Origin of the sequence: Streptomyces sp. NPDC059080 (genome assembly GCF_042739975.1) — a bacterium.
Taxonomy (GTDB): domain Bacteria; phylum Actinomycetota; class Actinomycetes; order Streptomycetales; family Streptomycetaceae; genus Streptomyces; species Streptomyces benahoarensis.
Map to the genome: position 1 here is coordinate 61,029 of NZ_JBHYGX010000013.1, position 19,923 is coordinate 80,951.

Annotated in this window: 19 protein-coding genes; all 19 read right to left on the reverse strand. The window is 66.3% G+C overall.

Going from position 1 to position 19,923, the window contains the following annotated elements:
- Nucleotides 1–170: 170 nt before the first annotated feature.
- Nucleotides 171–452: a 30S ribosomal protein S17 gene (rpsQ, locus tag ACFWWQ_RS13585; protein WP_143940038.1), complete on the reverse strand. Its 282-nt coding sequence runs from the start codon at nt 450–452 to the stop codon at nt 171–173.
- Nucleotides 452–676, reverse strand: a complete 225-nt coding sequence (gene rpmC, locus ACFWWQ_RS13590; protein ID WP_143940037.1) for a 50S ribosomal protein L29 — start codon at nt 674–676, stop codon at nt 452–454. The genes rpsQ and rpmC overlap by 1 nt, the downstream gene beginning before the upstream one ends.
- On the reverse strand, nt 676–1,095 hold the full coding sequence (rplP, locus tag ACFWWQ_RS13595) for a 50S ribosomal protein L16 (protein ID WP_006604880.1): 420 nt from the start codon (nt 1,093–1,095) through the stop codon (nt 676–678). The genes rpmC and rplP overlap by 1 nt, the downstream gene beginning before the upstream one ends.
- Before the next feature lie 5 nt (nt 1,096–1,100).
- Nucleotides 1,101–1,925: a 30S ribosomal protein S3 gene (rpsC, locus tag ACFWWQ_RS13600; RefSeq protein ID WP_384594986.1), complete on the reverse strand. Its 825-nt coding sequence runs from the start codon at nt 1,923–1,925 to the stop codon at nt 1,101–1,103.
- Nucleotides 1,925–2,272 (reverse strand): 50S ribosomal protein L22, encoded by a 348-nt coding sequence (gene rplV / locus ACFWWQ_RS13605; protein WP_052859704.1) that lies wholly within the window; start codon nt 2,270–2,272, stop codon nt 1,925–1,927. The genes rpsC and rplV overlap by 1 nt, the downstream gene beginning before the upstream one ends.
- Before the next feature lie 43 nt (nt 2,273–2,315).
- Nucleotides 2,316–2,597: a 30S ribosomal protein S19 gene (rpsS, locus tag ACFWWQ_RS13610; RefSeq protein ID WP_143940035.1), complete on the reverse strand. Its 282-nt coding sequence runs from the start codon at nt 2,595–2,597 to the stop codon at nt 2,316–2,318.
- Between the two features lie 12 nt (nt 2,598–2,609).
- Nucleotides 2,610–3,446 carry a 50S ribosomal protein L2 gene (gene rplB / locus ACFWWQ_RS13615; RefSeq protein WP_030283452.1) on the reverse strand — a complete coding sequence of 279 codons (837 nt, stop codon included), beginning with the start codon at nt 3,444–3,446 and terminating at the stop codon, nt 2,610–2,612.
- 40 nt (nt 3,447–3,486) lie between these two features.
- Nucleotides 3,487–3,822, reverse strand: a complete 336-nt coding sequence (rplW, locus tag ACFWWQ_RS13620; RefSeq protein ID WP_384594990.1) for a 50S ribosomal protein L23 — start codon at nt 3,820–3,822, stop codon at nt 3,487–3,489.
- Nucleotides 3,822–4,469 carry a 50S ribosomal protein L4 gene (rplD, locus tag ACFWWQ_RS13625; RefSeq protein WP_384594993.1) on the reverse strand — a complete coding sequence of 216 codons (648 nt, stop codon included), beginning with the start codon at nt 4,467–4,469 and terminating at the stop codon, nt 3,822–3,824. Before rplD ends, rplW begins: the two co-directional genes overlap by 1 nt.
- Before the next feature lie 8 nt (nt 4,470–4,477).
- Nucleotides 4,478–5,122, reverse strand: coding sequence for a 50S ribosomal protein L3 (gene rplC, locus ACFWWQ_RS13630; protein WP_384594996.1), 645 nt, complete (start codon nt 5,120–5,122; stop codon nt 4,478–4,480).
- 14 nt (nt 5,123–5,136) lie between these two features.
- On the reverse strand, nt 5,137–5,445 hold the full coding sequence (gene rpsJ, locus ACFWWQ_RS13635) for a 30S ribosomal protein S10 (RefSeq protein WP_003948644.1): 309 nt from the start codon (nt 5,443–5,445) through the stop codon (nt 5,137–5,139).
- Between the two features lie 544 nt (nt 5,446–5,989).
- On the reverse strand, nt 5,990–7,183 hold the full coding sequence (gene tuf / locus ACFWWQ_RS13640; protein WP_384594999.1) for an elongation factor Tu: 1,194 nt from the start codon (nt 7,181–7,183) through the stop codon (nt 5,990–5,992).
- A gap of 148 nt (nt 7,184–7,331) precedes the next feature.
- Nucleotides 7,332–9,452, reverse strand: a complete 2,121-nt coding sequence (gene fusA, locus ACFWWQ_RS13645; RefSeq protein ID WP_384595001.1) for an elongation factor G — start codon at nt 9,450–9,452, stop codon at nt 7,332–7,334.
- Between the two features lie 39 nt (nt 9,453–9,491).
- Nucleotides 9,492–9,962, reverse strand: a complete 471-nt coding sequence (gene rpsG / locus ACFWWQ_RS13650; RefSeq protein ID WP_004571813.1) for a 30S ribosomal protein S7 — start codon at nt 9,960–9,962, stop codon at nt 9,492–9,494.
- Between the two features lie 2 nt (nt 9,963–9,964).
- On the reverse strand, nt 9,965–10,336 hold the full coding sequence (gene rpsL, locus ACFWWQ_RS13655; protein ID WP_003948652.1) for a 30S ribosomal protein S12: 372 nt from the start codon (nt 10,334–10,336) through the stop codon (nt 9,965–9,967).
- Between the two features lie 354 nt (nt 10,337–10,690).
- Complete coding sequence (locus tag ACFWWQ_RS13660; protein WP_384595176.1) at nt 10,691–11,170, reverse strand: DUF1707 and DUF4190 domain-containing protein; 480 nt, start codon at nt 11,168–11,170, stop codon at nt 10,691–10,693.
- Nucleotides 11,171–11,388: 218 nt separating this feature from the next.
- Complete coding sequence (locus ACFWWQ_RS13665) at nt 11,389–15,288, reverse strand: DNA-directed RNA polymerase subunit beta' (RefSeq protein WP_384595179.1); 3,900 nt, start codon at nt 15,286–15,288, stop codon at nt 11,389–11,391.
- 123 nt (nt 15,289–15,411) lie between these two features.
- A complete protein-coding gene (gene rpoB / locus ACFWWQ_RS13670) occupies nt 15,412–18,897 on the reverse strand; it encodes a DNA-directed RNA polymerase subunit beta (protein ID WP_384595004.1) in 3,486 nt (1,161 codons plus the stop codon).
- Nucleotides 18,898–19,523: 626 nt separating this feature from the next.
- The gene (gene rplL / locus ACFWWQ_RS13675) at nt 19,524–19,910 is read right to left on the reverse strand and encodes a 50S ribosomal protein L7/L12 (protein ID WP_384595007.1); all 387 of its coding nucleotides are present in this window, start codon (nt 19,908–19,910) and stop codon (nt 19,524–19,526) included.
- Nucleotides 19,911–19,923 lie beyond the last annotated feature (13 nt).

Below are 19,923 nucleotides of genomic sequence, written 5' to 3' on the forward strand. Positions count from 1 at the left end.
GCCGCGCCCCCCCCCCCCCCCAGCCCCCCCTCTCAGACCACCCCCCCGCGCCCCCCCGGCCCCCCCCCCCCCCCCCCCCGCCCCCCCCCCCCCCCCCGCCGAGCCTGGCGGAACTGACCTGAGGGGGAACCCTCAGGCGGTATTTCGTGGAGTTCCCTTACGGGAACTGCCTACTTGGCCTTCTCGAGGATCTCGACGATGCGCCAGCGCTTCGAGGAGGACAGCGGCCGGGTCTCCATGAGGAGGACACGGTCGCCGACACCCGCGGCGTTCTGCTCGTCGTGCGCCTTGAGCTTGTTGGTACGGCGGATGACCTTGCCGTACAGCGCGTGCTTGACGCGGTCCTCGACAGCGACGACGACGGTCTTGTCCATCTTGTCGCTGACGACGAGACCCTCACGGGTCTTGCGGAAGCCGCGGTCGTTCGTCTCAGTCACATTCTTCTCGCTCATCAGGCGCTCTCCACCGTCTCGATGCCCAGCTCACGCTCACGCATCAGGGTGTAGATCCGGGCGATGTCCTTACGGACGGACTTGAGCCGACCGTGGTTCTCAAGCTGTCCGGTCGCCGCCTGGAAGCGGAGGTTGAACAGCTCCTCCTTGGCCTCACGAAGCTTGGCAACGAGGTCCTCGCTGTTCAGCTCGCGCAGCTCGGTCGCCTTGATACCGGCCGCCATCACGACTCACCTGCCTCGCGCCGCACAATGCGGCACTTCATCGGAAGCTTGTGGGCGGCGCGGGTCAGCGCCTCCTTGGCAACCTTTTCGTTCGGGAAGGACAGCTCGAACATCACCCGACCGGGCTTGACGTTCGCGACCCACCACTCCGGAGAACCCTTACCGGAACCCATGCGGGTCTCGGCCGGCTTCTTCGTAAGCGGGCGGTCCGGGTAAATGTTGATCCAGACCTTGCCGCCACGCTTGATGTGACGGGTCATGGCGATACGAGCCGACTCGATCTGACGGTTCGTCACGTACGCCGGGGTGACGGCCTGGATGCCGTACTCACCGAAGGCCAGCTCGGTGCCACCCTTGGCCATGCCACTGCGCTTCGGGTGGTGCTGCTTACGGTGCTTGACCCTGCGAGGGATCAGCATGTCGGTCAGGCCTCCTGTCCGGTGCTCTCAGCCGGAGCAGCGGCTGCGGCCTCGGCCTTGGGGGCCTCGGCAGCGGCGCTCTGCTGCTGCGGCTTGCGGCCGCGGCCGCCACGCTCGCCACCGCGGCGCGGGCGGTCGTTGCCGCCACCACGCGCCGGGCGGTTACCCGCACGGGCGGCAGCGTTGTCCGCACGAACCTCGGCGATGTTCTTGACGTCGCCCTTGTAGATCCAGACCTTCACGCCGATGCGGCCGAAGGTGGTCTTGGCCTCGAAGAAGCCGTAGTCGACGTTGGCCCGGAGGGTGTGCAGGGGCACACGGCCCTCGCGGTAGAACTCCGAGCGGGACATCTCGGCGCCGCCGAGACGGCCACCACACTGGATCTTGATGCCCTTGGCGCCGGCCTTCATCGTCGACTGCATGCTCTTACGCATGGCGCGACGGAAGGAGACGCGGGAGGACAGCTGCTCGGCGACGGCCTGGGCCACGAGCTGAGCATCGGTCTCGGGGTTCTTGACCTCGAGGATGTTCAGCTGGACCTGCTTGCCGGTCAGCTTCTCCAGTTCGCCGCGGATGCGGTCGGCCTCGGCGCCACGGCGGCCGATGACGATGCCCGGACGAGCGGTGTGGATGTCAACGCGGACGCGCTCACGGGTGCGCTCGATCTCCACCTTGGAGATACCGGCGCGCTCCATGCCCTTCGTCATCATGCGACGAATGGCGACGTCTTCCTTGACGTAGTCCTTGTACAGCTTGTCGGCGTACCAACGCGACTTGAAGTCGGTGGTGATGCCGAGCCGGAACCCGTGCGGGTTTACCTTCTGGCCCATTACCGGGTTCCTTCCTTGCTGCTGACGACCACGGTGATGTGGCTGGTCCGCTTGCGGATCCGGTAGGCGCGGCCCTGGGCACGCGGACGGAACCGCTTCAGGGTCGGGCCCTCGTCGACGTACGCCTCAGTGATGACGAGGCTGCCGGCGTCGGTGTGGTCGTAGTTGTGCGCGGCGTTGGCAATGGCGCTGTCCAGCACCTTGCCCACGGGCACGCTCGCGGCCTGCGGGGCGAAACGCAGGACCGCCTGAGCCTCCGTGGCATCCATGCCACGGATAAGGTCCACCACGCGGCGGGCCTTCATGGGCGTGACGCGGATGTACCGCGCCTGGGCCCTGGCTTCCATGGTTGTCCCTTCGGTGTCAGTCATAGTCTTCGCACTCCGCCGATCAACGACGCCGCGACTTGCGGTCGTCCTTCTCGTGGCCGCGGAAGGTGCGGGTCGGCGCAAACTCGCCGAGCTTGTGGCCAACCATCGACTCGGTGACGAACACCGGGATGTGCTTGCGGCCGTCGTGCACCGCGATCGTGTGGCCGAGCATGGCCGGGACGATCATGGAGCGGCGGGACCAGGTCTTGATGACGTTCTTGGTGCCGGCTTCGTTCTGGACATCCACCTTCTTGGAAAGGTGGTCGTCGACGAAGGGCCCCTTCTTGAGACTGCGCGGCATCTAAACCCGCTCCTAGCGCTTCTTGTTCGTCTTGCGGCGGCGGACGATGTACTTGTTCGAAGCCTTCTTCGGCGAACGCGTACGACCCTCCTTCTGACCCCACGGCGAGACCGGGTGGCGACCACCGGAGGTCTTGCCCTCACCACCACCGTGCGGGTGGTCGACGGGGTTCATCACGACACCACGCACGGTCGGGCGGACGCCCTTCCAGCGCATACGGCCGGCCTTGCCCCAGTTGATGTTCGACTGCTCGGCGTTGCCGACCTCGCCAACAGTGGCGCGGCAGCGGACGTCGACCAGGCGGATCTCACCGGACGGCATACGCAGGTGGGCCATGGAGCCCTCCCGCGCCAGCAGCTGCACGGAGGCACCGGCCGAGCGGGCGAACTTCGCACCGCCGCCCGGACGCAGCTCGATCGCGTGGATCGTCGTACCCACGGGGATGTGGCGCAGCGGCAGGTTGTTACCGGGCTTGATGTCGGCGCCGGGGCCGTTCTCAATCCGGTCACCCTGCGACAGGCCACGGGGCGCGATGATGTAGCGCTTCTCGCCGTCTGCGTAGTGCAGCAGCGCGATGCGCGCGGTGCGGTTGGGGTCGTACTCGATGTGCGCGACCTTGGCCGGCACGCCGTCCTTGTCGTGACGACGGAAGTCGATCACTCGGTAGGCGCGCTTGTGGCCACCGCCCTGGTGGCGAACGGTCACACGACCGGCGTTGTTACGGCCGCCCTTGCTGTGCAGCGGGCGGACCAGCGACTTCTCCGGCGTGGACCGCGTGATCTCGACAAAGTCGGCGACGCTGGAGCCACGACGGCCCGGGGTCGTCGGCTTGTACTTGCGGATACCCATTTCTCAGTCCTCGTCCGATTCCGGACGATCCAGACCGCCCTTAGGCGGTCGGACCGCCGAAGATGTCGATACGGTCGCCCTCGGAGAGGGTCACGATGGCGCGCTTGGTGTCAGCGCGCTTGCCGAAACCGGTCTTGGTGCGCTTGCGCTTACCCTGCCGGTTGATCGTGTTGACCCCAGTGACCTTGACCGAGAAGACCGCCTCGACGGCCTGCTTGATCTGGGTCTTGTTGGCGCGCGGGTCGACGATGAACGTGTACTTGTTCTCGTCCAGCAGCGCATAGCTCTTCTCGGAGACGACCGGCTTGACGAGAATGTCACGCGGGTCCGAGAAGGTCTTGCTGGTAACGGCGGCCAGCCCTGCAGTCGCAGTCATCAGGCGTCGCTCCCTTCGGTCTCAGCGTTCCGGCCGGACACGAAGGACTCCAGAGCGGCCGTGGTGAAGACCACGTCGTCGGAGACGAGCACGTCGTACGTGTTCAGCTGGCCCGGCTCCAGGATGTGCACCTGGGGCAGGTTGCGGGCGGACAGCCACGCGGCCTCGTCGGAGCGCTCGACGATCAGGAGCAGGTTCTTCCGCTCGCTGACCTTGCCGAGGAGCCCCTTGGCGGCCTTGGTGGAGATCGCGCCGTCGACCACGCCGGAGACGACGTGGATACGGCTGTTGCGCGCCCGGTCGGAGAGGGCACCGCGCAGGGCGGCGGCCTTCATCTTCTTGGGCGTCCGCTGCGAGTAGTCACGCGGCTGCGGGCCGTGGACGACGCCACCGCCGGCGAACTGCGGCGCACGGGTCGAACCCTGGCGCGCGCGGCCGGTGCCCTTCTGGCGGTACGGCTTCTTGCCACCGCCGCGGACCTCGCCACGGGTCTTGGTCTTGTGCGTGCCCTGACGGGCAGCGGCCAGCTGTGCGACAACGACCTGGTGGATCAGCGGAATGCTGACCTTCGCGTCGAAGATCTCCGCGGGGAGCTCGACGGTCCCGGCCTTGTCACCTGCCGGCGAAAGGATGTCAATGGTGCTCATCGGTTACCTCAGGCCCCCTTGGCCGCGGTACGGACCAGGACGAGGCCGCCGTTCGGACCAGGAACTGCGCCCTTGATGAGCAGCAGACCCTTCTCCGCGTCAACGGCATGGACGGTCAGGTTCTGGGTGGTGACCCGCTCGTTGCCCATACGACCGGCCATCCGCATGCCCTTGAACACGCGGCCCGGGGTGGCGCAGCCACCGATGGAGCCCGGCTTACGGTGCACGCGGTGGGCACCGTGGGAAGCCTTGCCGCCGTGGAAGCCGTGACGCTTCATGACGCCGGCGAAGCCCTTGCCCTTGCTCTTGCCGGTCACGTCCACCCTGACGCCGGACTCGAAGGTCTCAGCGGTCAGCTCCTGGCCGAGGGTGTACTCACCGGCGTCGGTGGTACGGACCTCGACGAGGTGGCGGCGGGGGGTGACGTCGGCCTTCGCGAAGTGGCCCTTGAGGGGCTTGTTCACCTTGCGCGGGTCGATCTCGCCGAAGGCGATCTGGACGGAGTCGTAGCCGTCCTGGTCATTGGTGCGCACCTGGGTAACGACACAGGGGCCGGCCTTCACCACGGTCACCGGAACGACACGGTTGTTGTCGTCCCAGACCTGGGTCATGCCGAGCTTCTCGCCCAGGATGCCCTTGATCTGCTTAGCCATCTCTTCCGCGCCTCTCAGAGCTTGATCTCGATGTCAACGCCGGCCGGAAGGTCCAGGCGCATCAGCGAGTCAACGGTCTTGGGCGTCGGGTCGAGGATGTCGATCAGGCGCTTGTGCGTGCGCATCTCGAAGTGCTCGCGCGAGTCCTTGTACTTGTGCGGCGACTTGATGACGCAGTACACGTTCTTCTCAGTGGGCAGCGGCACCGGGCCCGCGACCGACGCACCAGTGCGGGTCACCGTCTCGACGATCTTCTTCGCCGAGCTGTCGATGACCTCGTGGTCGTAGGCCTTGAGCCGGATGCGGATCTTCTGTCCCGCCATGGCTACTTCGTAGTCCTGTCTCTCGTAACGCTCTGGGACTCGGTGCGTACGCGTCCCGCCTCCGACCCACGCGGTCGGGCGTGTCGCACTCCTACCGGAGAAATTTCCGTACGGAAATCCTTCGAGAAGGAGACGTGGGGGCGGAACACCCACCGAGCGCCTGGCTGAGGCACCCCGCTGACGCTTCCCGGAAGATTCCCGTACTTCCGCCCCTGATAAGAGGCGACGAATACCTAGGACTCGCTTCCGGTCCCCCCGGCGGGAGGCGCGCAACATCGGCACTCAACCGAGCAACCTGGACAGTGTGCCACACGGCTCAGGGCCGAGGCCAATCGAGCCTTAGAGGCTATCCCACCCGACGATCACTTACACCTGCCACCGCGCCGCCGGGCACGCCATCCAGCCCCGGTGGCACCTCCGGAACACGCCGTCCGGCCCGATTCCGGGCAGCGGAAAACGCCCGCACGGCCGAAGCCGTACGGGCGCTTCCGTGAGCCGAGGCTCGAATGCTCGCAGGGAGCTACCGGGTTACCCCGATCAACACTTACTTGTTGATCTTGGTGACCTGGCCGGCGCCGACGGTCCGGCCACCCTCACGGATGGCGAACTTCAGGCCCTCCTCCATGGCGACGGGCTGGATGAGCTCGACGCTCATCTCGGTGTTGTCGCCCGGCATGACCATCTCGGTGCCCTCGGGGAGGGTCACGACGCCGGTCACGTCCGTGGTACGGAAGTAGAACTGCGGGCGGTAGTTGTTGAAGAACGGGGTGTGGCGGCCACCCTCGTCCTTCGACAGGATGTACGCCTGCGCCTCGAAGGAGGTGTGCGGCGTGACCGAGCCCGGCTTGATGATGACCTGGCCGCGCTCGACGTCCTCGCGCTTGATGCCACGGAGGAGCAGACCGACGTTCTCACCGGCCTGGCCCTCGTCGAGGAGCTTCCGGAACATCTCGATGCCGGTGACCGTGGTGGTGGTCTTGTCCTGCTTGATGCCGATGATGTCGACGGTCTCGTTGACCTTGAGGACACCACGCTCGATACGACCGGTGACAACGGTGCCACGGCCGGTGATCGTGAAGACGTCCTCGATCGGCATCAGGAACGGCTTGTCGACGTCGCGCTCGGGCTGCGGGATCGCCTCGTCGACGGCCTTCATCAGGTCCACGACGGACTTGGCCCACTCGGGGTCGCCCTCGAGCGCCTTCAGCGCCGAGACCTTGACGACCGGGACGTCGTCGCCCGGGAACTCGTACTCGGAGAGGAGCTCACGGACCTCGAGCTCGACGAGCTCCAGGATCTCCTCGTCGTCCACCATGTCGGCCTTGTTCAGGGCGACAACGATGTAGGGAACGCCGACCTGGCGGGCCAGGAGCACGTGCTCCTTGGTCTGCGGCATCGGACCATCGGTCGCGGCGACCACGAGGATCGCGCCGTCCATCTGGGCGGCACCGGTGATCATGTTCTTGATGTAGTCCGCGTGACCGGGGCAGTCAACGTGGGCGTAGTGACGGTTCTCCGTCTGGTACTCGACGTGCGCGATGGAGATCGTGATACCGCGCTGACGCTCCTCGGGAGCCTTGTCGATCTGGTCGAAGGCCGAAGCCTCGTTCAGGTCGGGGTACTCGTCGTGCAGCACCTTGGTAATGGCGGCCGTGAGGGTCGTCTTACCGTGGTCAATGTGACCGATGGTGCCGATGTTGACGTGCGGCTTAGTCCGCTCGAACTTCGCCTTCGCCACTGGGTCCTCCTGAAGTGGTTCTGTACGCCTTACTCATCGGCGCCAGGTGATCTTTGCTGGGATGCCGGCCACCGGGGCAATCCTCACGGATTGCGGGGTTTGCCCCGGCGGACGGTGTCAAGCCTAAAGCGTGTTCCGGCTGGCGGAGCTACTCGCCCTTGGCCTTCGCGATGATCTCCTCGGCGACGTTCCGGGGAACCTCGGCGTAGGAGTCGAACTGCATCGAGTAGCTTGCGCGACCCGAGGTCTTGCTGCGGAGGTCGCCGACGTAGCCGAACATCTCCGACAGCGGAACCAGGCCCGTGACGAGCTTGGCGCCGTGGCGGTCCTCCATGGACTGGATCTGACCGCGACGGGAGTTGATGTCGCCGATGACGTCACCCATGTAGTCCTCGGGCGTCGTCACCTCGACCTTCATCATCGGCTCCAGCAGGGCCGGGCTGGCCTTGCGGGCGGCCTCCTTGAAGGCCATCGAACCGGCGATCTTGAAGGCCATCTCGGAGGAGTCGACCTCGTGGTAGGCACCGTCGAGAAGGGTGACCTTGACGCCGGTCAGCGGGTAGCCGGCGAGCACGCCGAACTCCATGGCCTCCTGGCAGCCCGCGTCCACGGACGGGATGTACTCCCGCGGGATACGGCCACCGGTGACCTTGTTCTCGAACTCGTACCCGTCGCCCTCAAGCGGCGCGATGGCGATCTGGACCTTCGCGAACTGACCGGAACCACCGGTCTGCTTCTTGTGCGTGTAGTCCAGACGCTCCACCGGCTTGCGCAGCGTCTCGCGGTACGCGACCTGCGGCTTACCGACGTTGGCCTCGACGCGGAACTCACGCTTCATACGGTCGACCAGCACGTCGAGGTGCAGCTCGCCCATACCCGCGATGATGGTCTGGCCGGTCTCCTCGTCGGTGTGCACCTGGAACGAGGGGTCTTCCTCCGCGAGACGCTGGATGGCGACACCCAGCTTCTCCTGGTCGCCCTTGGACTTGGGCTCAATGGCGACCTGGATGACCGGGGCCGGGAACTCCATCGACTCCAGGATCACGGGGTTGCCCGCGTCGCAGAGGGTCTCACCGGTGGTGGTCTGCTTCAGACCCATGACGGCGACGATGTCACCGGCACCCACCGACTCGATCTCCTCACGCTTGTTCGCGTGCATCCGGTAGATCTTGCCGATGCGTTCCTTCTTGCCCTTCACCGAGTTCTGCACCTGCGAGCCGGCCTCAAGGCGGCCCGAGTACACACGGATGAAGGTGAGCTTGCCCAGGTGCGGGTCGCTGGCGATCTTGAACGCCAGCGCCGCGAGCGGCTCGTCCTCGGAGGGCTTGCGGATGACGACCTGCTCGGGGTCGTTGACCGCGTGGCCCTCGATGGCCTCGACGTCGAGCGGCGACGGCAGGTAACGGACCACGGCGTCGAGCAGGGGCTGCACGCCCTTGTTCTTGAACGCGGTACCGCAGAACACCGGGGTGACGGTGGTGCTCTCGGCCTTGCCGGCGGCGATCGTGATACGACGGACCGCGGCGTACAGCTGCTCCTCGGTGGGCTCCTCGCCCTCCAGGTACAGCTCCATGATCTCTTCGTCGTTCTCGGCGACGGCCTCGATCAGCTTGCCGCGGTACTCCTCGGCGAGCTCGACCTTGTCGGCCGGGATGTCGAGGACGTCGTACATCTCGCCCTTGGCCGCCTCGGCGGAGTAGACCAGGGCCTTCATGCGGACCAGGTCGATGACGCCCTCGAAGTCCGCCTCGGCACCGATCGGCAGCTGCATCACGATCGGCACCGCGCCCAGGCGGTCCACGATCATGTCGACGCAGCGCAGGAAGTCGGCGCCGGTGCGGTCGAGCTTGTTGACGAAGCAGATACGCGGAACGCCGTAGCGGTCCGCCTGACGCCAGACAGTCTCGGACTGGGGCTCGACACCGGCAACGCCGTCGAACACGGTCACGGCACCGTCGAGCACGCGCAGGGAGCGCTCCACCTCAACGGTGAAGTCGACGTGCCCCGGGGTGTCGATGATGTTGATCGTGTGGTCGACGTCCTCCAGCGGCCAGTGGCAGGTCGTCGCGGCGGACGTGATGGTGATGCCGCGCTCCTGCTCCTGCTCCATCCAGTCCATCGTGGCAGCGCCGTCGTGGACTTCACCGATCTTGTACGAGACACCGGTGTAGAACAGGATCCGCTCGGTGGTGGTCGTCTTGCCCGCGTCGATGTGGGCCATGATCCCGATGTTGCGGACCTTGGCCAGGTCAAGCGAAGTGGTAGCCATATCGGCTCAATCTTCTCTCGGTCTCGATGGGGGTTGCGACTACCAGCGGTAGTGCGCGAAGGCCTTGTTGGACTCGGCCATCTTGTGCGTGTCCTCACGCTTCTTGACCGAAGCGCCGAGGCCGTTGGAGGCGTCGAGCAGTTCGTTCATGAGGCGCTCGGTCATGGTCTTCTCGCGACGGGCGCGGGAGTAGCCCACGAGCCAGCGGAGCGAGAGGGTGGCGGCGCGGCCGGGCTTGACCTCGACCGGGACCTGGTAGGTCGCGCCACCGACACGGCGGGACTTGACCTCAAGGGTCGGCTTGATGTTCTCGAGCGCGCGCTTGAGCGTGATGACCGGGTCGTTACCGGTCTTCTCGCGCAGACCCTCCATGGCACCGTAAACGATGCGCTCAGCGGTGGAGCGCTTGCCGTTCAGCAGAACCTTGTTGATGAGGGAGGTCACCAGAGGAGAGCCGTAGACCGGGTCGATGATGACCGGGCGCTTCGGGGCGGGGCCCTTACGAGGCATTCTTACTTCTCCTTCTTGGCGCCGTAGCGGCTGCGAGCCTGCTTGCGGTTCTTGACGCCCTGCGTGTCGAGGGAGCCGCGGATGATCTTGTACCGAACACCCGGCAGGTCCTTCACACGGCCGCCACGCACGAGCACGATCGAGTGCTCCTGCAGGTTGTGGCCCTCACCCGGAATGTAAGCGGTGACCTCGATCCCGCTGGTCAGACGCACACGCGCGACCTTACGCAGGGCCGAGTTCGGCTTCTTCGGGGTGGTCGTGAACACACGCGTGCAGACGCCACGGCGCTGGGGCGAACCCTCAAGTGCGGGCGTCTTGTTCTTCTCGACCTTGTCCTGCCGGCCCTTACGGACCAGCTGCTGGATCGTAGGCACTACTTCTCCGGTTTCTGTGTGCCGATCACGGTAAAGCTAACCTGGAACACACACCGACCCACGAGGTCGGGTGTGTCGAACACTGCAACACTCTCCGCGAGGCGGAAAACGGGCGCAGATTGCGGCGCGGCCGGTAGTGGCTCCCCATACGGTTGAAGACACGCATGGCAGCCAGGGCACACCCCAGGCACAAGGTCTGAGCGTACCTACCTCACCGACTCCGGTCAAAACAAATGCCCCGCGGCCGACACGCCGGGCGCAACCGGACGGAGTGCTCACGGACCGTCACCCGGACGGCCGAACGCATGTCACCCGCCCGTCACCTGGACGGCCCGCCCGGCGCGCACCGCCAGATCAGCCGCGGCTGACCAACGCGACCATCATGAGGAGGATGAACAGCGCCCAGCCGCCGATACCGAGCCAGCCCAGAACAACCCCGGTCAGCGCCTGGCCCTCACCGCGCTCACCGGTGCGGCGCATCTCCGCGCGCGCCTTGTGGCCGAGGATCACCGCGGGGATCGCGGTCATCCCCCACGTCACCGGTGTCAGGAGGCCGCAGACCAGCGCGGCGGTGGCGGAGCTGTTGGTGTGCTGCGGCGCGGGCATCGGCGCGACCGGCATGAACGTCGCCGGGACCGGACGCGGTTCGAACTGCGACTGCGGCACCGGGCCCGACGGCAGATCCGCCACCAGCATCTGCAGCTCCGCATGCGTCTGCGCCTGATAGGCCCGGCCGATCCGCTGCTCGTACTCCCTCTGCTCGAGCCGCCCCTCGGCGAACCCTGCCTTCAGCACGTCGACCGTACGCTCACGGTCGGCGTGCGAGGCACGCATCGCCGGTGCCTGATGCGGCTGAGCGGGTTGCCCACCCTGCCAGGGCTGGAATGCCATGCGCGATCCTCCCCCGCTCGACAGTTGATCCCCATCTTCTCATCACAGACGCAGCAATGGGAGCGCAAGTTCCCCGACCGGCGGCGCCTGCGTCAACAACGCCGCAGGGCGGCCACCCCTTACGGGATGACCGCCCTGTCGACGTCGTACGAACCGGACCCTTACTGGTTGTACGGACCGTAGTCGTAGTCCTCCAGCGGGACCGCCTGGCCGGAGCCGGTGCCGAACGGCGAGTAGTCGATGTCGTCGTAACCGACGGCCGAGTACATCGCGGCCTTGGCCTCCTCGGTGGGCTCCACCCGGATGTTGCGGTAGCGGGACAGACCCGTACCGGCCGGGATGAGCTTACCGATGATGACGTTCTCCTTGAGGCCGATGAGGCTGTCGGACTTGGCGTTGATCGCCGCGTCCGTCAGCACCCGGGTCGTCTCCTGGAAGGAGGCGGCCGACAGCCAGGACTCCGTCGCCAGCGAAGCCTTGGTGATACCCATCAGCTGCGGACGGCCGGAGGCCGGGTGGCCACCCTCCGCCACGACGCGACGGTTCTCGCCCTCGAACTTCGAGCGCTCCACCAGCTCGCCCGGCAGCAGCTCCGCGTCGCCGGACTCGATGATCGTCACGCGGCGCAGCATCTGCCGGATGATGATCTCGATGTGCTTGTCGTGGATCGCCACGCCCTGGCTGTTGTAGACCTTCTGGACCTCGCCGACGAGGTGGACCTGGACGGCACGCTGACCGAGGATCCGCAGCACGTCGTGCGGGTTGATGGCACCCAGGGTGAGCGCCTGGCCGACCTCGACGTGGTCACCCTCGCCCACCAGCAGACGGGCGCGCTTGGAGACGCCGTACGCCGTCTCTTCGCTGCCGTCGTCGGGAGTGACGACAACCTTCTTGGTCTTCTCGGTCTCCTCGATCCGGACACGGCCGGCCGCCTCCGAGATCGGGGCGACACCCTTGGGCGTACGGGCCTCGAAGAGCTCGACGACACGCGGCAGACCCAGGGTGATGTCGTCACCGGCCACACCACCGGTGTGGAAGGTACGCATCGTCAGCTGGGTGCCGGGCTCACCGATGGACTGGGCGGCGATGATGCCGACCGCCTCACCGATGTCGACCAGCTTGCCGGTGGCCAGCGAACGGCCGTAGCAGAAGGCACAGGTGCCGACCGCGGACTCGCAGGTCAGGACCGAGCGGGTCTTGACCTCCTCGACGCCCGCGTTGACCAGGGCGTCGATGAGCACGTCACCGAGGTCGACGTTGGCCGGGGCGACGACCTTGCCGTCGACGACGACGTCCTCGGCCAGCATCCGGGCGTAGACGCTCGACTCGACGTCGTCCGTCTTGCGCAGGCTGCCGTCGGCGCCGCGGGTCGCGATCTTCAGCTTGAGGCCGCGCTCGGTGCCGCAGTCCTCCTCGCGGATGATCACGTCCTGCGAGACGTCCACCAGACGACGGGTCAGGTAACCCGAGTCGGCGGTACGCAGGGCGGTGTCCGCCAGCCCCTTACGGGCACCGTGCGTGGAGATGAAGTACTCCAGCACGGACAGACCCTCGCGGAACGACGCCTTGATCGGACGCGGGATGGTCTCGTTCTTCGCGTTCGACACCAGACCACGCATACCGGCGATCTGCCGCATCTGCATCATGTTTCCTCGGGCACCCGAGTCAACCATCATGAAGATGGGGTTCGTCTTGGGGAAGTTCTCGTTCATCGCCTCGGCGACCTCGTTGGTCGCCTTGGTCCAGATGTTGATCAGTTCCTGAGTGCGCTCGTCCTTGGTGATCAGACCGCGCTCGTACTGCTTCTGGACCTTCTCGTCCTGGGCCTCGTAGCCCGCGACGATGGCCTTCTTGGCCTCCGGGACGACGATGTCCGAGACGGCGACGGTGACGCCGGAACGGGTCGCCCAGTGGAAACCGGCCGCCTTCAGGTTGTCGAGCGTCGCCGCCACGATGACCTTGGGGTAGCGCTCGGCGAGGTCGTTGACGATCGCGGAGAGCTGCTTCTTGCCCACCGAGTAGTCGACGAACGGGTAGTCCTCGGGCAGCAGCTCGTTGAAGAGCGCGCGGCCCAGGGTCGTCCGCAGACGGAACGAGTCACCCTGCTGCCACTCCGGCTCACCCTCCTCGGGCGCCGGCGGGGTCCAGCCGCGGGGCGGAACCGTGCCGATCGGGAAGCGGATGTCGACCTTCGCCTGGAGCGACAGCCCCTTGGCGTCGAACGCCATGATCGCCTCGGCGACCGAACCGAACGCACGGCCCTCGCCGATGACCTTGCGCTCCTCCTCGTCGGTGGTGAGGAAGAACAGGCCCAGCACCATGTCCTGGGTCGGCATGGTGACCGGACGGCCGTCGGCCGGCTTGAGGATGTTGTTCGAGGACAGCATCAGGATGCGGGCCTCGGCCTGCGCCTCCGCGGAGAGCGGCAGGTGGACGGCCATCTGGTCACCGTCGAAGTCCGCGTTGAACGCGGTGCAGACGAGCGGGTGAATCTGAATGGCCTTGCCCTCGACCAGCTGCGGCTCGAATGCCTGGATGCCGAGGCGGTGCAGGGTGGGCGCACGGTTCAGCAGCACCGGGTGCTCGGCGATGACCTCTTCGAGGACGTCGTACACGACCGTGCGGCCGCGCTCGACCATCCGCTTCGCCGACTTGATGTTCTGCGCGTGGTTCAGGTCGACCAGGCGCTTCATCACGAACGGCTTGAAGAGCTCCAGCGCCATGGCCTTCGGCAGACCGCACTGGTGCAGCTTGAGCTGCGGGCCGACGACGATGACGGAACGCGCCGAGTAGTCGACCCGCTTACCGAGCAGGTTCTGACGGAAGCGGCCCTGCTTGCCCTTGAGCATGTCGGACAGCGACTTCAGCGGACGGTTGCCGGGGCCCGTCACCGGGCGGCCACGACGGCCGTTGTCGAAGAGCGCGTCGACGGCCTCCTGGAGCATGCGCTTCTCGTTGTTCACGATGATCTCGGGCGCGCCGAGGTCGAGAAGCCGCTTCAGGCGGTTGTTGCGGTTGATCACGCGGCGGTACAGGTCGTTGAGGTCGGAGGTCGCGAAGCGGCCACCGTCCAGCTGCACCATCGGACGCAGGTCCGGCGGGATGACCGGGATGCAGTCCAGCACCATGCCCTTGGGGCTGTTACGGGTCTGCAGGAACGCGGAGACGACCTTGAGGCGCTTGAGCGCACGGGTCTTCTTCTGGCCCTTGCCGGTACGGATGATCTCGCGGAGGCGCTCGGCCTCCTCATCGAGGTCGAAGGTCTCCAGGCGCTTCTGCAGCGAGGCGGCGCCCATGGAACCGTCGAAGTACGTGCCGAAGCGGTCACGCAGCTCGCGGTAGAGCAGCTCGTCGCCCTCCAGGTCCTGGACCTTGAGGTTCTTGAAGCGGTTCCAGACCTCGTCGAGACGGTCGATCTCGCGCTGCGCGCGGTCGCGCAGCTGCTTCATCTCACGCTCGGCGCCCTCGCGCACCTTGCGGCGCACATCGGCCTTGGCGCCCTCGGCCTCCAGCTCGGCCAGGTCGGTCTCGAGCTTCTTGGCGCGGGCCTCCAGGTCGGAGTCGCGGCGCTGCTCGATCTGCTGACGCTCGACGGAGACGTGCGCCTCCAGCGAGGGCAGGTCGCGCGTACGGCGCTCCTCGTCCACCCAGGTGATCATGTAGGCGGCGAAGTAGATGACCTTCTCAAGGTCCTTCGGCGCGAGGTCCAGCAGGTAGCCCAGCCGGCTCGGAACGCCCTTGAAGTACCAGATGTGGGTCACGGGAGCGGCCAGTTCGATGTGGCCCATCCGCTCACGACGCACCTTGGCGCGAGTGACCTCGACGCCGCAGCGCTCGCAGATGATGCCCTTGAAACGGACGCGCTTGTACTTACCGCAGTAGCACTCCCAGTCCCGCGTCGGACCGAAGATCTTCTCGCAGAAGAGTCCGTCCTTTTCGGGCTTGAGGGTGCGGTAGTTGATGGTCTCCGGCTTCTTGACCTCACCGTGCGACCACTGACGGATGTCGTCAGCGGTGGCGAGGCCGATCCGCAGCTCGTCGAAGAAGTTGACGTCGAGCACTGTCGTCAATCCCACCTTCGGGGGTTGCCCCGACAATTGTTGCTGTCAGGGACGAGTCTCAATCTTGGTCTGACGGGGTCCGGGGTTGGCCGGGGCCTCACTAAAAGGCCCCGGCCAGACCCGTCAGACCTCTTCGACGCTGCTCGGCTCGCGCCGGGACAGGTCGATACCGAGCTCTTCCGCCGCGCGGAAGACGTCCTCGTCGGTGTCGCGCATCTCGATGGACATGCCGTCCGAGGACAGCACCTCCACGTTGAGGCAGAGCGACTGCATTTCCTTGATGAGCACCTTGAAGGACTCGGGAATGCCGGGCTCGGGGATGTTTTCGCCCTTGACGATGGCCTCGTAGACCTTCACGCGGCCGGTGACGTCGTCGGACTTGATGGTGAGCAGCTCCTGGAGGGCGTAAGCGGCGCCGTACGCCTCCAGCGCCCACACCTCCATCTCGCCGAAGCGCTGGCCACCGAACTGGGCCTTACCACCCAGCGGCTGCTGGGTGATCATCGAGTACGGACCGGTCGAGCGGGCGTGCAGCTTGTCGTCGACCAGGTGGTGCAGCTTGAGGATGTACATGTACCCGACCGAGATCGGGTCCGGGAACGGCTCGCCGGAGCGGCCGTCGAACATCTGGGCCTTGCCGGAGCCCTTCACCATGCGCTCGCCGTCGCGGTTCGGGATCGTCGACTCGAAGAGGCCGGAGATCTCGTCCTCGCGCGCACCGTCGAACACCGGGGTGGCGACGTTGGAGCCGGGGGCGACCTCGTCGGCGGAGATCGCGTGCAGACGCTTCTTCCACTCCTCCTCGGCGCCCTCGACCTTCCAGCCCTGGCTGGCGAGCCAGCCGAGGTGGATCTCCAGGACCTGTCCCGGGTTCATTCGGGACGGGACACCCAGCGGGTTGAGGATGATGTCGACCGGGGTGCCGTCCTCCATGAACGGCATGTCCTCGACCGGCAGGATCTTCGAGATGACGCCCTTGTTGCCGTGACGGCCGGCGAGCTTGTCACCGTCGGTGATCTTGCGCTTCTGCGCGACGTAGACGCGGACCAGCTGGTTCACGCCCGGGGGCAGCTCGTCGCCCTCCTCGCGGTCGAAGACGCGGACGCCGATGACCTTGCCGATCTCACCGTGCGGCACCTTCAGCGAGGTGTCACGGACCTCGCGCGCCTTCTCACCGAAGATCGCGCGGAGCAGGCGCTCCTCGGGGGTCAGCTCGGTCTCACCCTTGGGCGTGACCTTGCCGACGAGGATGTCGCCGGCGACGACCTCAGCACCGATGCGGATGATGCCGCGCTCGTCGAGGTCGGAGAGGACCTCTTCGGAGACGTTCGGGATGTCCCGGGTGATCTCCTCCGGGCCGAGCTTGGTGTCACGGGCGTCGACCTCGTGCTCCTCGATGTGGATCGAGGAGAGGACGTCGTCCTGCACGAGGCGCTGCGACAGGATGATCGCGTCCTCGTAGTTGTGGCCCTCCCACGGCATGAACGCCACGAGCAGGTTCTTGCCGAGCGCCATCTCGCCTTCGTCCGTGGACGGACCGTCGGCGAGGACCTGGCCCTCGATGACCCGCGCGCCCTCGTCCACGACGACCTTCTGGTTGAAGGAGGTGCCCTGGTTGGAGCGGGTGAACTTGGCGACGCGGTACGTGTTGTACGTGCCGTCGTCGTTGGCGACGGTGATGTAGTCCGCGGAGACCTCCTGGACCACACCGTCCTTCTCCGCCTTGATGACGTCACCGGCGTCGACCGCGCAGCGGTACTCCATACCGGTGCCGACCAGGGGCGACTCCGCCTTGATCAGCGGAACGGCCTGGCGCATCATGTTCGATCCCATGAGCGCGCGGTTGGCGTCGTCGTGCTCAAGGAACGGGATCATGGCGGTCGCGGCCGACACCATCTGGCGCGGCGAGACGTCCATGAAGTCCACCTCGTCGGCGGGGACGAGGTCGACCTCGCCGCCACGGCGGCGGACCAGCACACGCTGCTCGGCGAAGCGCATGTCGTCGGTCAGCTTGGCGTTGGCCTGCGCGATCAGGAAGCGGTCCTCCTCATCCGCGGTGAGGTAGTCCACCTCCTCCGTGACCTGGCCGTCGACGACCTTGCGGTACGGCGTCTCGATGAAGCCGAAGACGTTGACCCGGCCGTACGACGCGAGCGAACCGATCAGACCGATGTTCGGGCCTTCGGGCGTCTCGATCGGGCACATGCGGCCGTAGTGCGAGGGGTGCACGTCACGGACGTCCAGACCGGCCCGCTCACGGGAGAGACCGCCGGGGCCCAGCGCGGACAGACGGCGCTTGTGAGTCAGGCCCGACAGCGGGTTCGTCTGGTCCATGAACTGCGACAGCTGGCTGGTGCCGAAGAACTCCTTGATGGAGGCGACGACCGGCCGGATGTTGATCAGGGTCTGCGGCGTGATCGCCTCGACGTCCTGGGTGGTCATGCGCTCACGCACGACGCGCTCCATACGGGCGAGACCCGTACGGACCTGGTTCTGGATCAGCTCGCCGACGTTGCGCAGGCGGCGGTTGCCGAAGTGGTCGATGTCGTCGGTCTCGACGACGATCGTCCGGCCCGACTCGCCGAGCGTCTCGGTCTCCCCGGCGTGCAGCTTGACCAGGTACTTGATCGTGGCGATGACGTCGTCGGTGGTCAGCACACCGGCGTCGAGCGGCTCGTCGCCGCCGAGCTTCTTGTTGACCTTGTAGCGGCCGACCTTCGCGAGGTCGTAGCGCTTCGGGTTGAAGTAGAGGTTCTCCAGCAGCGTCTGCGCGGCCTCGCGGGTCGGCGGCTCGCCCGGACGCAGCTTGCGGTAGATGTCGAGCAGCGCGTCGTCCTGGCCCTGGGTGTGGTCCTTCTCCAGGGTGGCGCGCATGGACTCGTACTCGCCGAACTCCTCAAGGATCTGCTCGGTCGTCCAACCGAGCGCCTTGAGCAGGACGGTCACGGACTGCTTGCGCTTACGGTCGATACGCACACCGACCATGTCGCGCTTGTCGATCTCCAGCTCCAGCCAGGCACCGCGGGACGGGATGACCTTGGCGGAGAAGATGTCCTTGTCGGACGTCTTGTCGATGGAGCTGTCGAAGTAGACGCCCGGCGAGCGGACCAGCTGCGAAACGACGACACGCTCGGTGCCGTTGATGCAGAAGGTGCCCTTGTTGGTCATGAGCGGGAAGTCGCCCATGAAGACCGTCTGGGACTTGATCTCGCCGGTCTCGTTGTTGGTGAACTCGGCGGTGACGAAGAGCGGAGCCGCGTACGTGAAGTCGCGCTCCTTGCACTCGTCGATGCTGTTCTTCGGGGGCTCGAAGCGGTGGTCGCGGAACGTCAGCGACATCGACCCGGAGAAGTCCTCGATCGGGGAGATCTCTTCGAAGATCTCTTCCAGACCGGACTTGGTGGGAACTTCCTGCCCACTCTCCAGCGCAGCCTCGACGCGACCCTTCCATGCGGCATTGCCGAGCAGCCAGTCGAAGCTTTCGGTCTGCAGCGCAAGGAGGTTCGGAACCCCAAGGGGCTCCTTGATCTTCGCAAAGGAGATGCGCAGCGGGGCGGTGCTGTCGCCGTTGTTCGTATTGGCAGTCGAGGCGTTGCGCGAGGCGGCCAAGAGGGGGTCCTTCCGAGGGCTCGGACTCACTACGCGCGTACCGGCCCCGAGAGGAACAGACTGAGGGAAAGCCCAGGTCAGGGCCGCTCAATCAGTGATGTTCGACTTCGGGTATGCCCCTGGTGACGGGCAGGGAGCAGCTAACAGGCAGCGCAAAGGGTCAGTGTAGCCACTTGGCCCACTGATGTCCAGAGCGAGTTTCCGGAAGACCGGTTCAACGCCGTGATACCGCTCTTCTCCCTCCGGGAGGTGGTACCTCCGCAGCGGAGGAACCCCTCGTTGTTCTGCTGTGCTTCCAAAGCCCTGCGCCTGCCGAAAGCCCCGCGCCTGAGGCGCACATCGATGCTTCCCTCTTCGTTCGCGATCCATGCCTCGGAGCCCGGATCGCTTCCGCATCGCGTCCAGAGAATTGCGCGCCGCGTGCGGTTCGTCAAGGCCCCCTGCCCCGGCGGTAACGTCACACGGCCGACGTCCGGACGACGAAGATCACCATACTCGCACGTCGGGCGGGGCGCCGCAGCCGTGACGAGCACGCCGAAGGGCGACCACCCGCTTGGGTGATCGCCCTTCGCTGGTCCAGCTACGCCACGAGGGCGCTCAGGACGTGAGTCGGAGACTCAGTGAGGTCACTTGACCTCGACGGAGGCGCCGGCGCCCTTGAGGGCCTCGGCGGCCTTCTCGGCGGCAGCCTTGTCGACCTTCTCCAGGACGGGCTTCGGGGTGCCGTCCACGAGGTCCTTGGCCTCCTTCAGACCCAGGGAGGTCAGCTCACGCACGACCTTGATGACCTGGATCTTCTTGTCGCCGGCACCGGTGAGGACGACGTCGAACTCGTCCTGCTCCTCGACGGCCTCGGCGGCGGCGCCACCAGCGGCACCGGCGACGACGACCGGCGCGGCAGCGGCGGCGGTGACGTCGAACTTCTCCTCGAACGCCTTCACGAACTCGGAGAGCTCGATGAGGGTCATCCCCTCGAACTGCGCGAGCAGGTCTTCCTGGCTGAGCTTCGCCATGGTGGCGGTCCTT

Excerpts from the sequence above, each read along its gene's own strand:
- rplW (WP_384594990.1), bottom strand. The coding sequence starts at position 3,822 with ATGACTGCGACTGCAGGGCTGGCCGCCGTTACCAGCAAGACCTTCTCG.
- rpsS (WP_143940035.1), bottom strand. The coding sequence starts at position 2,597 with ATGCCGCGCAGTCTCAAGAAGGGGCCCTTCGTCGACGACCACCTTTCC.
- rplC (WP_384594996.1), bottom strand. The coding sequence starts at position 5,122 with ATGGCTAAGCAGATCAAGGGCATCCTGGGCGAGAAGCTCGGCATGACC.
- rplD (WP_384594993.1), bottom strand. The coding sequence starts at position 4,469 with ATGAGCACCATTGACATCCTTTCGCCGGCAGGTGACAAGGCCGGGACC.
- fusA (WP_384595001.1), bottom strand. The coding sequence starts at position 9,452 with ATGGCTACCACTTCGCTTGACCTGGCCAAGGTCCGCAACATCGGGATC.
- rpsC (WP_384594986.1), bottom strand. The coding sequence starts at position 1,925 with ATGGGCCAGAAGGTAAACCCGCACGGGTTCCGGCTCGGCATCACCACC.
- rplB (WP_030283452.1), bottom strand. The coding sequence starts at position 3,446 with ATGGGTATCCGCAAGTACAAGCCGACGACCCCGGGCCGTCGTGGCTCC.
- rpmC (WP_143940037.1), bottom strand. The coding sequence starts at position 676 with ATGGCGGCCGGTATCAAGGCGACCGAGCTGCGCGAGCTGAACAGCGAG.
- ACFWWQ_RS13660 (WP_384595176.1), bottom strand. The coding sequence starts at position 11,170 with ATGCGTGCCTCGCACGCCGACCGTGAGCGTACGGTCGACGTGCTGAAG.
- rplP (WP_006604880.1), bottom strand. The coding sequence starts at position 1,095 with ATGCTGATCCCTCGCAGGGTCAAGCACCGTAAGCAGCACCACCCGAAG.
- rplL (WP_384595007.1), bottom strand. The coding sequence starts at position 19,910 with ATGGCGAAGCTCAGCCAGGAAGACCTGCTCGCGCAGTTCGAGGGGATG.
- rpsJ (WP_003948644.1), bottom strand. The coding sequence starts at position 5,445 with ATGGCGGGACAGAAGATCCGCATCCGGCTCAAGGCCTACGACCACGAG.
- rpsQ (WP_143940038.1), bottom strand. The coding sequence starts at position 452 with ATGAGCGAGAAGAATGTGACTGAGACGAACGACCGCGGCTTCCGCAAG.
- rplV (WP_052859704.1), bottom strand. The coding sequence starts at position 2,272 with ATGGAAGCCAGGGCCCAGGCGCGGTACATCCGCGTCACGCCCATGAAG.
- rpsG (WP_004571813.1), bottom strand. The coding sequence starts at position 9,962 with ATGCCTCGTAAGGGCCCCGCCCCGAAGCGCCCGGTCATCATCGACCCG.